The following is a 13999-nucleotide window of genomic DNA, read 5'->3' on the forward strand; positions in this document are numbered from 1 at the left end:
GCGGCCGGGTGGTCGGTCCGGCCGTCGGATGAGGTCGACGCTGTCACCTGCATGACCACGAGAACGGACGCTTCGGTTGCCCCGCCGGACCACCCGGACATCCCGGGGTGTGAGGAGACCCCTGTCGAGCCGACGCCGGTCACGAGATATCTTGATGTCGAGCAATGTTGCAGACGTGGAGCGGAGCACCCGGTGACTGACTCGACCATCATCTATACGCACACTGACGAGGCCCCGGCCCTGGCGACGTATTCCTTCCTGCCGGTGGTCCAGGCGTACGCCTCGCAGGCGGGTGTCGCCGTCCAGACGCGGGACATCTCGCTGGCCGGGCGGATCATCGCCGTGTTCCCGGAGTACCTGACCGAGGACCAGCGGATCCCGGACGCGCTGAGCGAGCTCGGTGAGCTGGCCAAGACGCCCGAGGCCAACATCATCAAGCTGCCGAACATCTCGGCGTCGATCCCGCAGCTCAAGGCCGCGGTCGCCGAGCTCCAGGCGCAGGGCTACGCGCTGCCGGCCTACCCGGACGACCCGAAGACCGACGAGGAGCGGGAGATCCAGGCCCGCTACGACAAGGTCAAGGGCTCCGCCGTGAACCCGGTCCTGCGCGAGGGCAACTCCGACCGCCGCGCCCCCGCGTCGGTCAAGAACTACGCGAAGACCCACCCGCACCGCATGGGCGCCTGGTCGCCGGAGTCCAAGACCAACGTCGCCACCATGGGCGTGGACGACTTCCGCTCCACCGAGAAGTCGGTCGTGATCTCCGAGGCCGGCTCCCTGAGGATCGAGCTGGTCGGCGACGACGGCTCCACCAAGGTGCTGCGCGAGTCGGTACCGGTCCTCGAGGGCGAGGTCGTCGACGCCTCCGTCCTGCACGTCGCGCCGCTGCGCGAGTTCCTCACCGCGCAGATCGCCCGGGCCAAGGCCGAGGGCGTGCTGTTCTCCGTGCACCTCAAGGCCACGATGATGAAGGTCTCCGACCCGATCATCTTCGGTCACGTGGTCCGCGCCTTCTTCCCGAAGACCTTCGCGCAGTACGGCCAGACGCTCGCCGCGGCCGGCCTGACCCCGAACGACGGTCTGGGCGGCATCTACAAGGGCCTGGAGTCCCTGCCGGAGGGCGCCGAGATCAAGGCCTCCTTCGACGCCGAGCTCGCCGAGGGCCCGGCGCTGGCCATGGTCGACTCCGACAAGGGCATCACCAACCTGCACGTCCCGTCCGACGTGATCGTCGACGCCTCGATGCCGGCCATGATCCGCACCTCCGGTCACATGTGGGGCCCGGACGGCCAGGAGGCCGACACCCTCGCGGTGCTGCCGGACTCCTCCTACTCCGGCGTCTACCAGGCCGTGCTCGACGACTGCCGCGCCCACGGCGCCTACGACCCGTCGACCATGGGCTCCGTCCCGAACGTCGGCCTCATGGCACAGAAGGCCGAGGAGTACGGCAGCCACGACAAGACCTTCGAGATCCCGACCACCGGCACGGTCCGCCTCGTCGACCGGGCCGGCAACGCGCTGATCGAGCAGACGGTCTCCGCGGGCGACATCTTCCGCGCCTGCCAGACCAAGGACGCGCCGATCAAGGACTGGGTGAAGCTGGCCGTCACCCGCGCCCGCGCCACCGGCAACCCGGCCGTGTTCTGGCTGGACGAGACCCGCGCCCACGACGCGAACCTGATCGCCAAGGTCAACGCGTACCTGCCGGAGCACGACACCGAGGGCCTGGACATCCGGATCCTCAACCCGGTCGAGGCGACCAAGCTGTCGGTGGAGCGCATCCGCCGCGGCGAGGACACCATCTCCGTCACCGGCAACGTGCTGCGCGACTACCTGACCGACCTCTTCCCGATCCTGGAGCTGGGCACCAGCGCCAAGATGCTGTCGGTGGTCCCGCTGATGGCGGGCGGCGGCCTGTTCGAGACGGGCGCCGGCGGCTCCGCGCCGAAGCACGTCCAGCAGCTGGTCAGGGAGAACTACCTGCGCTGGGACTCCCTGGGCGAGTTCTTCGCGCTCGTGCCCTCCTTCGAGCAGTACGCCGAGTTCACGGGCAACACCCGTGCCAAGGTCCTGGCCGACACGCTGGACCGCGCCACGGCGACCTTCCTGAACGAGGACAAGTCCCCGACCCGTCGCGTCGGCGGCATCGACAACCGCGGCAGCCACTTCTACCTGTCCCTGTACTGGGCGCAGGAGCTGGCCGCGCAGACCGACGACGCGGACCTGGCCAAGGCCTTCGCCCCGCTCGCCGAGACCCTCGCGGCGAGCGAGCAGACCATCGTCGACGAGCTGAACGCCGTCCAGGGCAAGCCCGCCGACATCGGTGGCTACTACCAGCCCGACCCGGCGAAGGCGGCGGCGTTCATGCGCCCGTCCGCCACCTGGAACGAGGCCCTGGCGTCCCTGAGCTGACGCACCGCAACACCACCTCCGCCCCGGCCGGGTCCCTCCCGGCCGGGGCGGCCGTGTGTCCGGCACCGCTCGAAAGCCCCTCGGCCACCGGTATTCGGTCGTCGGCCCTCGGGAAGCCGGCTTCCGTGACGGCGACGACTGCACGGGGCGCCCGGACGGGCCGATATGGCATCTTGATCACGCGCCACTCCCACCGTCCACGCCCCCGGAGCAGCCTCATGACCTCTGACGCACCGTCCTTCTCCTTCCTCCCCGGCGCCGCCGACTCGCCGGTGATCCTTCATGTGCCGCACTCGGCGCGGGAGATACCGGCCGGGGTGCGGGCGGGCATCGTGCTGGACGACGGGGCGCTGGAGCGGGAGCTGGACCACATCACCGACTCGCACACCGCGGAGATCGCCGAGGCGGCGGCGCGGCTGGCGGGAGTGACGCCCTGGCGGTTCGTGAACCGGCTGTCGCGGCTGGTCGTCGATCCGGAGCGGTTCCCGGACGAGCGCGAGGAGATGCGGGCCGTCGGCATGGGGGCCGTGTACACGCGGACCACGCACCGCGAGGTGCTGCGACCGCAGGAGACCGACCCCGAGCCGCTCGTCGCCCGCTACTTCCGGCCGTACGCGCGGGCGATGACCGACGCCGTCGCCGAGCGGCTGGCGGCCGTCGGACGGGCCGTGGTCGTCGATGTGCACTCCTACCCCACCGAGCCGCTGCCCTACGAGCTGCACGGCGAGGGACCGCGGCCGCCGGTCTGCCTCGGCACCGACGCCTTCCACACCCCGCCCGAGCTGCTCGCCGCCGCGCGCAAGGCGTTCGGGGAGACGGTCGGCGAAACCGGGCTCGACAGCCCGTTCGCCGGTGCCTACGTGCCCCTGGAGCACTACGGCAAGGAACCGCGGGTGAACGCGCTGATGGTGGAGATCCGGCGGGACACGTACATGACCGAGCCGGGCGGACCGGCCGGGCCGGGCCTCACCCGGCTCGCCTCGGCACTCGCGGCCCTCGTGGACACCCTGTCCGCCTGACGACTGCCGGGGCTGCGGCTCGCGGTCCCGGACGGCCGGGTGCCCCGCGGTGGAGGACCGTCGTCCGGGGGCCGCGGAGGCCGTCCGTCGTCATCGGTCTCAGGCTCGCAGCCACTCCGTCACGACGACCTCCGCGTCGGTCCGCAGCCGGAGGGCGAACGGGCCGCCGGGAGGCACGTCGCAGGCGAAGCGGCCCATGTCGTCGGCGGTGAGCGAGGCGCCCGCCCGGGGGCCGTGCAGGACCTCGATCGAGGCCGACTGGGGCGGCAGCAGCTGCCCCATCAGTCCCTCGTCGGTCACCTCCACGTCGACCGTCAGCCCGCCCGTGTGGAAGGTCAGCATCCGCGGCACGTCCACCGCTCCCCGCACCGGGATGGCGTCGACCAACGAGTCGAACGTCAGCTCGGCGATCCGCGCGTCCAGGTCGTGCAGCGCGTAGGCCTCGATGGCGGCCCGCCGCAGCTCGGCGGGGACCGGGTCCAGGATGGCGGCGGCCTGGCGGAGTTCCTCCTCCAGCCGGTCGTGGTCGAACTCCTCGTCGACGAAGGGGACTTCGCCGAAGATGTCGTCGGGCTCGTCGTCGTTCACGCCGTTCATACCGTTCATGCCGTTCACAGGGCTCCCCGTGCGTCGAGTCGGGCGCGCAGGCGGCGCAGACATCGCTGGCGCATCGGTCCGATGCTGCCGACGGCGATGCCCAGGGCGGCCGACACCTCCTGATAACTGGGCGGCGGCGAGGCGATCAGGACCCGCAGCAGCTGTCGGCAGCGCTCGCCGAGCGCCTCGAACTCCTGCCACAGGAACCGGACCCGCTCGCTCTGCGCGGCCGCCTCCTCCGAGTCGAGGACCGACTGCTCAGGAGTCAGATCCTCGCTGGCCCGGTCGAGCAGCAGCGGATCGTCGGTCGGCGTCAGCCGCCTCAAGCTCTTGATCACTTTCAGGCACTCGTTGCGCGCGGTGCTCGCGAGCCACGAACCGGCCTTGTGCGGCTCGCGGATCCGCCCGAGATGCTGGGCGAAGCGGAACCACACCGTCTGGTACACCTCGTGCCCGTCGGCGTCGGAGAGACGATGCGCGCGCACGACCGACCACACCAATGGGCTCAGCCCGTCCACCAGCGCCTTCCAGGCCGCCGTGTCACCGTCGACGGCGGACTGGACGAGCGCGCCGACATCAGTACGGTCCACGGCCCCACCCCTCGTGTACGGCCTGTCATCGTACGCCGTGGCGGGGCACCTCTCGGACGTCATGCCGACCTCACGCCGGACCCACCGGGGCCGGCTGCCAGGTGGGCGGAAGCAGTGCCGGCACGTGCGCACCCCGCACCTCGGCGAACTCGGAACCGGTGGCGAGGAGTCGGCGGGCGGCGGCCCGAGGATCGGTCAGCCCGTGCGCGCTCATGTGGGCCGCGACGAGCCCGGCCACCAGCGGCGTCGCGAAGGAGGTGCCGCTCCAGGACGCCAGCCCCTCGAACATCACCTGGTCCGGCTTGCCCGGGGTGATCTGCTGCGCCTCGCTCAACACCCCGGTGTGGCGCGGGGAGCGGCAGGTGCAGGAGTAGCTGAAGCCGTAGCGGCAGGCCTCGTAGGTGGAGTGCTGGTAGACGTACGGGACGGGGCTGTCGAAGCCGGTGAGGGCACTGGTGAGCCGCTCGCCGGGGGCGTAGACCTTCACCCAGGGGCCGTGGTTGCTGAAGCAGGCGCCGAACTCGCCGTCGCCGCGCAGCGCGCCGACCGACAGCACCGCGTCGGCGTACTCGGGCAGCGAGGCGTAGGCGGCGGGCCAGAAGGGCGCGGCGCTGCCGTTGTTGCCGGCGGCCGCGACCAACAGAGTTCCCTGGGAACGGAGTTCCTCCATGAACGCGGCCACGCCGAGCAGGCCGTCGACCCGGCCGTTGGAGGTGCCCGCGGAGAGGCTGATGATGTCCGGCCAGCCGTCCTCGACGGCGTCGAAGAGCCGCTCGCCGAACTCGGACTCCAGGATCGCGCCGGCGTCGTTGAGGGTGCCCCGCACGGTGACGTCGGTGTCCGGCGCGACGGCCGCGACGAGCCCTGCGATGAACGTGCCGTGGCCGACGTACTGCTGCAGGATCCCGTCCTCGTCGGTCTCCCTGACCTGGGCGTCGCCCTCGGTGCGCGCCAGCAGCGGGTAGGAGCGGTAGTCGTGGGTCAGGCCGGTGTCGATCACGAGCACGCCGACGGCGCCGGAGCTCTCCGCACCGTCCGCGCCCTGCACGGCACGGGCCGCCGGTGCCGCGGCGGGGTTGGGCCGGGCGCTGCGCGGGGCGGGCACCGGTTCGTCGCCGGGGCAGGCGTTGACGGCGATCGACACCAGGTGGTTGCGACTGATCAGACGCCGGCCGGCCCGGCCCTCCGTCTCCCGCAACGCGCGCAGGGCACCGGCGACGGTGTGGTCGGCGCCCCGGCCGCCCTCGCCGGGGTCGCCCACCCGGATCCGGGTGATGCCGGAGCGGTTGGTCTCCGGGCCCGCCCGGCGCACATGGTCGGGGACCAGGCCCTCGGTGGCGGTGAAGTGCGAGCGGACGGCGTCCTCGACGGTCCGGGCCTCCTCGCCGTCGCGTGCGAGGACGACACCCTTCTCGTAGATGAACTCGGCGGAGTCGTCCGGTCCCATCGCCAACGGGACGTCGGGCAGCGCACGTTGGAGATGCTCGAACTGCTCGTGGAATCGCTGTGGTGCCATGGCGTGTCCTCCCCTACAGCCGGTGGTCGACAGCAAGACCCGCGGGACGGCCGTCTGATACAGGTGGTGCGACGGCAGATGAGGGTGGTGCGGTTGCGGCCGCGCGCCCCCTCACGATGCCGATTCCGTTGACACGACGTCCAATTGTTACTGGTTGATACGGTGCCGAACCGGTGTGGCGCGCTGGCCGGAGCACTACCATCCGTGGAGTGACAGCGGGAAACGACTCGGTTCTCGAACTGCTGCCGATGGTGTTCGCCGCCCCGGGCGACGCGTTGTCGCGGGCGGAAGGAGTGCTCGACACCGATCCGACGCCGTTGCACGCCTCGGTCGCCCACCAGGTGATCGGCATCTGGCAGCGGGACTGGGGCGACATGCGTCTGGCCCTGGACCATCTGCGGCGCGCCCGCGACCTCGCGGCGCGCGCGGACTCGGCCGAGCGGGAGGCGGACGTCCTCGGCACGCTCGGCGTGGCGCTGGTGCACGCGGGCCGCACCCGGCAGGGGCTCGCCGCCTTCGAGCGGGGGGTCGAGCGCGGGACCGGCCACACCCGCGCCCGCGTGATGTACCGGCGGGCCTACTCCCTGTGGGTCCTCGGCCACCATCGCGAGGCACTGGAGGACGTACGCCGGACGATCCCCGTGCTGCGTCAGGCCGACGACGTCATCTGGACGGCGCGCGCCCTCACCCTGCGCGCCACCGTGCACCTGGCCCTCGGGGCGGTGGAGCGGGCCGAGGCGGACTTCACGGCGGCCGAGGCGCTGTGGGACACCACCGGCCAGGAGCACGACAAGGCGGACGCGGTGGAGAGCCGGGGCCTCGCCGCCTTCCGTTCCGGGGACGTACCGGCCGCGCTGCGGCTCCTCGACGAGGCGGAGGAGCGGTACGCGAAGCTCGGCACGCCGACGTTCATGCTCAACATCCGGCGCTGCGAGGTCCTGATGGCCGCCGGTCTCGCCCCGGAGGCGCTGGCCGAGGCGGACGCGGCGATCGGAGTGCTGGACGGCATCGGCGGGCAGTCCACCCGCAAGGCGGAACTGCTGCTGACGGCCGCGAGAGCGGCGCGGCTGGCGGGCGATCCGGGAACGGCGATCGCCCGCGCGGCGGTGGCCGAGCGGCTCTTCGCGGGACAGCGGCGCACCTGGTGGGAGACGCACGCCCGGCTGGTGCTGATCGAGGCGCGGGTGGCCACCGGACGCGGTTCGGGGCGACTGGTCGCGGACGCCGCCAGACTCGCCGAACGGCTGGCCTCCTTCCAGGCGCCGGCGGCACCGCAGGCCTGGCTGCTGGCGGGCCGGATCGCGCTGGACCTGAACTGGACCACGGACGCCGAGCGGTACCTCCAGATCGCGGCCCGCAGCCGGCGCAGCGGGCCGCCGCTGGCACGGATGACGGGCTGGGCGGCGCAGGCGCTGTGGGCGCGGGCGACCGGCTCGGGCCGGGGCGTGCTGGAGGCCTGCCGGCGCGGACTCGACGTCCTCGACGACCACCGGACGACGCTGGGCGCCTCGGAGCTGCGGGCCCGGGCCACCGCGCAGGGCGCCGAGCTGGCCGCGCTGGCCCAGGAGGTCAGCCTGGAACGGGGCGGGCCGCGGCAGTTGCTGGTGTGGAGCGAGCGGTGGCGGGCCACGGCGCTGTCGACGCCGCCCACCCGGCCGCCGGCCGACCCTGCGCTGCTGAGCGGACTGACCGCGTTCCGGGTGATCGCCGCCCGCGCGGAGGCCGCCCGGATGGACGGCCGGCCGGTCCCGACGCTGGAACGTGAACAGCGGCGCCTGGAGCGGGAGATCCGCTCCCGGACCCTGCACATCCGCGGGGTCACGCCCTGGGGCGGCGACCGGTTCGGCGGGGACCGGTTCGACGCGGGCCGGCTGCTGGAGCGGCTCGGCGACGGGCGGCTGGTCGAACTGGCCGTACTGGACGGGCGGGTTCAGGTGCTGCTGTGCGGGGGCGGGCGGGTGCGCCGCTTCCCCGGAGGGCTGCTGGCCGAGGCGGAGCGGGAGGCCGAACACGTACAGGCCGGGCTGCGGCGGCTGGCCCATCCCGGCGCGGAGGCCCGGCTGCCGGTGGTGGAGGCGGCGGGGCGCAGGCTGGAGGAGCTGCTGCTCGGCGATGCGGCGAGGCACCTGGGCCCGGGTCCGCTGGTCGTGGTGCCGCCGGCCCGGCTGCACCGGGTGCCGTGGGCGCTGCTGCCGTCGCTGCGGGAGCGGGTGGTGAGTGTGTCGCCGTCGGCCAGCGGCTGGCTGCGCGCGCGGGCGACCGAACCGCCGCCGGGCGGCCGGCAGGTCCTCGTACGGGGGCCGGGGCTGGCGTCCTGCGGGGCCGAGGTGCCGGAGGTCGCCGGGCGGTACGGCAGGCCGATCGTGCTGGAGCAGGAGGACGCCCATGTGTCGCGGGTGCTCCAGGAGTTGGACGGGGCCGCGCTGGCGCACATCGCCGCGCACGGCACGTTCCGCGGCGACAGCCCGATGTTCTCGTCCCTGCGGATGGCGGACGGCCCGCTGATCGTCCACGACTTCGAGCGGCTCGCCCGCAGCCCGTACCGGATCATCCTCTCCAGCTGCGACACCGCCCGGCTCGCCTCGGTCGGCGCGGACGAACTCCTGGGCCTGGTCACGGCGTTGCTGCCGCTGGGCACGGCGGGTGTGCTGGCGAGCAGCGCACCCGTCAACGACGCGGCGGTCGTCCCGCTGATGCTGGCCCTGCACAAGGGCATCAGCGCGGGCCTCTCCCTGGCCGAGGCCCTGCGGGACGCCCGAGCCGCGCTGCCGGACGACGCGCTGCACCAGGCGACGGGATGGGCGTTCACGGCGTTCGGCGCGGCGTGAGGCGGCCCTGGGCCCGGCGCGTTCAGGCCGGCTGCTCCACCAGCCACGGCAGGGCGCCGCGGTCGCCCGCGCCGAGCCGGGTGTAGGCGCCGTAGAGGTGGTTGCCGACGGTGCGGACGGACAGGGTGAGGCGTTCGGCGATCTGCCGGTTGCTGAGGCCGGCCGCGGCGAGGGTGACGATCTGCCGTTGGCGTGCGGTGAGTTCGCCCAGGACGAGACCGGACAGGGCCGGGGTGCGGGCGCCCTGACAGCGCCGGGCCAGGGCGACGGCGCGCGTACGGGCGGTGCGGGCCGCACCGGCGTCCCGGTGGACGCGTACCGCCTGGGCGTACGCCTCGGCCGCGAAGAGAAGGAATCCGCGCTCCTCCAGCTCGGCGGCCACCAGGTCCAGCGCCGGTCCGTCACCGTCGGCCAGCGCCCGGGCGTGCCGGGCCAGGCAGCCGTCGGAGGGGAGAAGCCGGACCGCGTGCCGGGGGTCGCCGAGGCGTACGGCGTCGTAGGCGATGTAGGGGTCGCGAGCGTTGTAGGGGCCGCTGGCGTTGCAGGAGTCACTGGCGTTGCAGGGGTCGCTGACCTCGCCGGGGTCAGCGGTGCCGGTGCCGGGGGCGTCGGTCCCGGTCCCGGTCGCTGCCGTTTCGAGTGTCTTCAGGGCCGTGTCGAGGTCTCCGCGGGCGGCCGGTGGCCAGGCGGCGGTGCCGGGTTGTTCGGCGAGGAGCTCGATCGGTGCGCCCGTCGCGCCCGACTGGGCGGCGGCCAGAGCCAGTTCGGTGCGGCAGGCGCGGTCCTGCGGGGCGGCGGCCAGGCCCTCCCGCGCCCAGGCCGCCGCCTCGCGCAGTTCTCCCCGCAGCCGTGAGAACCGCGCGCGGACGGCGGCGTACCGCGCCGGTACCGGTTCCCCCTCGGCGACGACCCACTCCCCCACGGGCGTGGGCGTCGTCCGGACGTCGGCCCGCTCGATGCGGCGGGTCAGCTCGGCCGCCTCGGCGTCGAGGGCGGACGCGGTGGACCCTCGCCGGCCGGTGAGCCGCCTCGCGCGCAGCCGGCCGGCCTCGGCGCGCAGGACCGGGCCGTGCAGAGGGTGGGCCAGACGGACGGTCGTGTCGTCGCCGACGTCGAGGAGGCCGTCCGCCTCCAGGCGTTCGAGGATGCTCAGGTCCAGGGTGTCCGCCGCCGGCGGCAGCGGTTCGGCGAAGGCGAGCCGGTCGAGGATCTCGCGTTCGTCGGGGCAGGTGCGGGCGAGCACGGCGGCGGCGCGTTCCCGAAGGGCCGGGGTCACCGGGACGCGGCCGCGCCAGGTCCGCTCATCGGTGTCCGCGTCCCTGGTCAGCAGGCCCTGCTCGCGCAGCGCGTCCAGCAGATCACGCAGGAGGCGCAGATCGCCCTCGCACAGACGGTGCAGGCGGTTGGCGGCGAGGGGCTCCAGGGGGCCACCGGCGCCGGCGTCGAGGAGTGGGGCGGTGTCCTCGCGGGGCAGGGGCTCCAGGGCGAGGCGGGGCAGCAGTTCGCCGGTCCACAGGCGGGCGACCGCGCCGGGCGGGCGGGTCCCGTCCGTGACGAGGACCAGCAGCCGGGTACGGCCCTGGACGGCCAACTGGTGGAGCAGGGCCGCGGAGGCGTCGTCCAGCAGCTGCGCGTCGTCGACCAGCAATTGCCTTATACCGGACAGGAGTTGGACCGCCCTGTGCAGGGTGACGCCCTCGGGGAGCAGGTGGGCGAAGGCGGCGAACGGCAGGTCGCGGGTCCCGGGGGTGCCGGCCACCCGCGCGCAGTCGGTGCCGCGGATCGCCTCCATGGCCAGCCTGGTGCGACCGCAGCCCATCGGTCCGGTGATCACCATGCCGGGCCGGCCCACCGCCAACGAGCGGCGCACGAGAGCCAGTTCCTCGTCCCGGCCGGTGAACGGCCACGGCAGTCGCAGGGTCGTGTCCTGGGGTTCGAAGCTCGTCACATCATGAGGAGTCGGCATACTCACGCCTGATACAGGGTGACTTGAGTAGCCCCCGACTCAGGCCGGCCGCCGGTCCCGCACGGCAACCTGGAACCCATGACCGCCCGTTACTGCTCGCTCGCCCAGCAGTCGGCCCCCGCCTTCGCGCCGGGGCTGGCCGTCGAGCGGCTCGGCGCGCTGATGAGCGGGCGGCGGATGTGGGTCAACGGCACGGTGCTGCACTACTGCTTCCTCGACGGCGAGAGCGACGGGTCGGTCATCGCCCTGCCGGGCTCCGGGGGGACCCGCTGGGTGTCCTGGGTCGGCGGCGAGGACCAGCGGGAGGTCGTACGGGACTGCTTTCGCGAATGGCGGGAGCTGGGCATCGGGGTGTCCTTCGCCGAGGTGGCCGACCGCTCGGAGGCGGAGCTGCGCATCGGGTTCCAGCCGGGTGACGGCTCCTGGTCGGCGGTGGGCCGGGACGCGCTGTCGGCCGGTCTCAACGAGCGGACCATGAACTTCGGCTGGGACCTGACCGCGCCCGGGGAGCGCGCGACGGCCCTGCACGAGATCGGGCACGCGCTCGGGATGCAGCACGAGCACCAGAGCCCGTTCGCCGGCCTCCACTGGGACGACGAGGCCGTGTACGCCGATCTCGCGGGCCCGCCCAACCACTGGAGCCGGGACCGGACCTGGTTCAACATCCTGCGCAAGCTGGACCCGGCCGAGGTGAACGGGTCGGTGTGGGACTCGCAGTCCGTCATGGAGTATCCCTTCTCGGCGGGGCTGATCCTGGAACCGGAGCAGTTCCGCGGGGGTGTGCATCCGTCCGGCGGGCTGTCGCCGCTGGACAAGGAGTTCGTCCTCGGCTGGTATCCGCCGCCCGAGGGGGCGCGGCCGCCGGCGCTGGTGCCGTTCCGTTCGGTGCCGCTGTCGCTGGGGCCGGGCGAGCAGGTCGACTTCACCGTCGAGCCGCGCGGGACCCGCGAGTACACCTTCGCCACGTTCGGGGAGAGCGACTCCATGGTCGTGGTCTTCGAGGAGCGGGACGGGGAGCCCCGCTTCCTCGCGGGGCACGACGACGGAGGCACTCCGCACAACGCCACGATCAGGGTCCGGCTCGTCAGGGACCGCCGCTACTTCGTCCGCGTACGCCTGTACTCCGGCTGGGGTTCGGGCGAGACGGCGGTCATGTGCTGGTGAGCCGTGCGGTCACCCGCGAACCACAGTCCGGCGCCGGGGGAAGCGCCGGGGACGCGTCGCCTTCGGGGGAGGGGGACGCGTCCCCGGCCACACCGGGTCCGCCGTCCACGGGCGGACCCGCCCGGCGTGTTTCCATCGCGCGAACAGGCCGGCCGGGACGGGGACAGGAGCGTCCGGGCGGTGTGAGCATGACGGCATGCTTCCGGGAGATGATCGCGCGGCCCGGCGGGTACTGACGGTCTGCCTGGCGGCCGGGGCGACGACCCCGCCGGACCAGTCGGTCCTCGACATCGCCGTCCCCGCCCTGCGCCAGTCGTTGTCCGCCGGCGCGACGGACGTGCAGTGGATCGTCTCCGACTACTCATCGGCGTTCGGGCTCGCCCTGGTGCCGGGCGGAAGTCCGGGTGACGTACGCGGCCGCAGACATCTGTTCCTCGTCGGCCTCTCGACGTTCGTGATGGGTACAGGGTGGGCCGGCCGCCGCCGAAGCGCCGCGCCAGGTCCCGGGCGATGTCGGGGCCGTGACTGCTGACGATCCGCCCGGACCAGTCGTCGCTGAGCACGGGTGCGAGGGCGGGTCCGGTGTACCGGTGCGCGCGGCGGATGCGACGTCGAAGAGGGAGGTGCGGACCTCGTCCGCACGTGCCGGGTGCGGCCGCGTCCTCGGGACACCGCCGGTGCGGTTCGGCGCGGGGACGGGAAAGGCTCAGTCCTGGAACCTGATGGCGCTGCAGACGCGCTTCAGGTCGATGTGACGGCGGGAGGTGAGAAGGGGTGACGACCACGCCGTGCGGCCCGCTCGGCCGGTGGTCGGCTCCGGTCGCCCCATTGTTTCCCTACCCGTTCACTAGGATTCCCGGATCGAGTGTCGATCCGCCTCGAGCCTCCGTCAAGGGGGCGTCCACCAGGTGAGTACCGGCGCCACCCGGGGGAGGGTCACCGAGGCGGCGCAGAGCGGTTCGAGGGCGGCCGCGGCGTCACACGTACCGTGTACCGATGGGCACGCCCGGGGGCCGCCGTCGGGGTGGCCCGGCCGGGGGGCCGCGGGGCGGGCACCATGGGACACCGCCGCACTCGACGGTGCCCGTGGCGCTCTCGGGGCCCGGACGGGCCGTTTGGCCCACAGGGTGGTCGCGAAGCCCGCCTCGGCGATCCGGCGGGCCATCGGCGCTTCCCGGCCGTCCGCTCCGATGAACCCGACGCGTACGGGGAGCTTCCTCAACTCTCCTGCCGGGGGCGCCAGAACACGGCCAGCAGCCCGGCCGTCGCGACGACACCGACCCCGAGCACCACACCGGCGCCCGTCCATCCGGTCACCCCGATGTCCGCGGCCTCGTCCACCGCGTACTCCCCCGGCCCCCAGGCCCCGAGCGCCACCGCGAGGACGCCCAGGACGAGGACGTACTCGTAGCCCTCCTTGAACACGAAGAAGCCGTTGCGGCGGTGTGCGAGCAGGCCCGCCACCAGCATCACGGACAGCACCGCCGCGCAGGCCAGCGAGGTCAGGAAGCCCGCCAACAGCAGGACGCCCGCGCCGAGTTCGGTGAGGACACTGAGCCATGCCTGGAGTCTCGGGCGGGTCAGCCCGAGCCCGCCGAACCAGCCGGCGGTACCGGATATGCCGCCTCCGCCGCGCCAGTGGTTCCAGCCGTGCGCCAGCATCACCCCACCGAGCACGACCCGTACGAGCAGCAGTGCGGTGTCCGAAGCCTCACTCATCGCCATGTCCTCTTCTCCGTCGGCAGCGCCCGCACACCCGGCGCGCACTCCTCGACGAGGACGAGCACGTGCGGGCGGTGGGCGAGAGCGGTACGGCCGACGCCGGTGTCGTGACCCGCGCCCGCCTGCTCGTGGCGTACCACCCGTGGGGCTCCGGTGAACATGGAAGCGAGGTCCGGCAGCCTTCG

Annotated in this window: 10 protein-coding genes and 1 pseudogene; 4 read left to right on the top strand and 7 right to left on the bottom strand. The window is 73.4% G+C overall.

What is annotated here, in order from left to right; translation table 11 throughout:
• Positions 1 to 192: 192 nt before the first annotated feature.
• Together OHU34_RS06910 and OHU34_RS06915 are read left to right on the top strand one after the other, a co-directional pair.
• On the top strand, positions 193 to 2412 hold the full coding sequence (locus tag OHU34_RS06910) for an NADP-dependent isocitrate dehydrogenase (protein WP_142267217.1): 2220 nt from the start codon (positions 193 to 195) through the stop codon (positions 2410 to 2412).
• Positions 2413 to 2630: 218 nt separating this feature from the next.
• On the top strand, positions 2631 to 3431 hold the full coding sequence (locus OHU34_RS06915; RefSeq protein ID WP_405765382.1) for an N-formylglutamate amidohydrolase: 801 nt from the start codon (positions 2631 to 2633) through the stop codon (positions 3429 to 3431).
• Positions 3432 to 3530: 99 nt separating this feature from the next.
• Here OHU34_RS06915 and OHU34_RS06920 read toward each other — a convergent pair whose 3' ends face one another.
• The 3 genes from OHU34_RS06920 to OHU34_RS06930 form a co-directional block, all read right to left on the bottom strand.
• The gene (locus OHU34_RS06920) at positions 3531 to 4028 is read right to left on the bottom strand and encodes a hypothetical protein (protein WP_142268185.1); all 498 of its coding nucleotides are present in this window, start codon (positions 4026 to 4028) and stop codon (positions 3531 to 3533) included.
• Positions 4029 to 4042: 14 nt separating this feature from the next.
• Positions 4043 to 4618, bottom strand: a complete 576-nt coding sequence (locus OHU34_RS06925; protein WP_020127476.1) for an RNA polymerase sigma factor — start codon at positions 4616 to 4618, stop codon at positions 4043 to 4045.
• Positions 4619 to 4688: 70 nt separating this feature from the next.
• On the bottom strand, positions 4689 to 6134 hold the full coding sequence (locus OHU34_RS06930) for a S8/S53 family peptidase (RefSeq protein ID WP_230196649.1): 1446 nt from the start codon (positions 6132 to 6134) through the stop codon (positions 4689 to 4691).
• 248 nt (positions 6135 to 6382) lie between these two features.
• Here OHU34_RS06930 and OHU34_RS06935 point away from each other — a divergent pair, with 248 nt between their 5' ends.
• On the top strand, positions 6383 to 8962 hold the full coding sequence (locus OHU34_RS06935) for a CHAT domain-containing protein (RefSeq protein ID WP_142268184.1): 2580 nt from the start codon (positions 6383 to 6385) through the stop codon (positions 8960 to 8962).
• Positions 8963 to 8984: 22 nt separating this feature from the next.
• On the opposite strand, the gene OHU34_RS06940 is transcribed toward OHU34_RS06935, so the two are convergent.
• Positions 8985 to 10928, bottom strand: coding sequence for a LuxR C-terminal-related transcriptional regulator (locus OHU34_RS06940; protein WP_405772171.1), 1944 nt, complete (start codon positions 10926 to 10928; stop codon positions 8985 to 8987).
• A gap of 78 nt (positions 10929 to 11006) precedes the next feature.
• On the opposite strand from OHU34_RS06940, the gene OHU34_RS06945 reads away from it, so the two are divergent.
• A complete protein-coding gene (locus tag OHU34_RS06945) occupies positions 11007 to 12092 on the top strand; it encodes a M12 family metallopeptidase (protein ID WP_230196651.1) in 1086 nt (361 codons plus the stop codon).
• A 458-nt stretch (positions 12093 to 12550) separates the two neighbouring features.
• On the opposite strand, the pseudogene OHU34_RS06950 reads toward OHU34_RS06945, so the two are convergent.
• The 3 genes and pseudogenes from OHU34_RS06950 to OHU34_RS06960 all read right to left on the bottom strand — a co-directional run.
• Positions 12551 to 12691, bottom strand: a pseudogene (locus tag OHU34_RS06950) (glutathione S-transferase family protein); the annotation flags it as partial.
• Between the two features lie 619 nt (positions 12692 to 13310).
• Positions 13311 to 13811 carry a DoxX family protein gene (locus OHU34_RS06955; RefSeq protein WP_230196656.1) on the bottom strand — a complete coding sequence of 167 codons (501 nt, stop codon included), beginning with the start codon at positions 13809 to 13811 and terminating at the stop codon, positions 13311 to 13313.
• Entirely contained in the window at positions 13808 to 13975 is a 168-nt protein-coding gene (locus OHU34_RS06960; protein WP_160160021.1) for a hypothetical protein, read from the bottom strand. Before OHU34_RS06960 ends, OHU34_RS06955 begins: the two co-directional genes overlap by 4 nt.
• Positions 13976 to 13999 lie beyond the last annotated feature (24 nt).

This window comes from Streptomyces sp. NBC_00080 (assembly GCF_045041255.1).
Lineage (GTDB): Bacteria > Actinomycetota > Actinomycetes > Streptomycetales > Streptomycetaceae > Streptomyces > Streptomyces coriariae.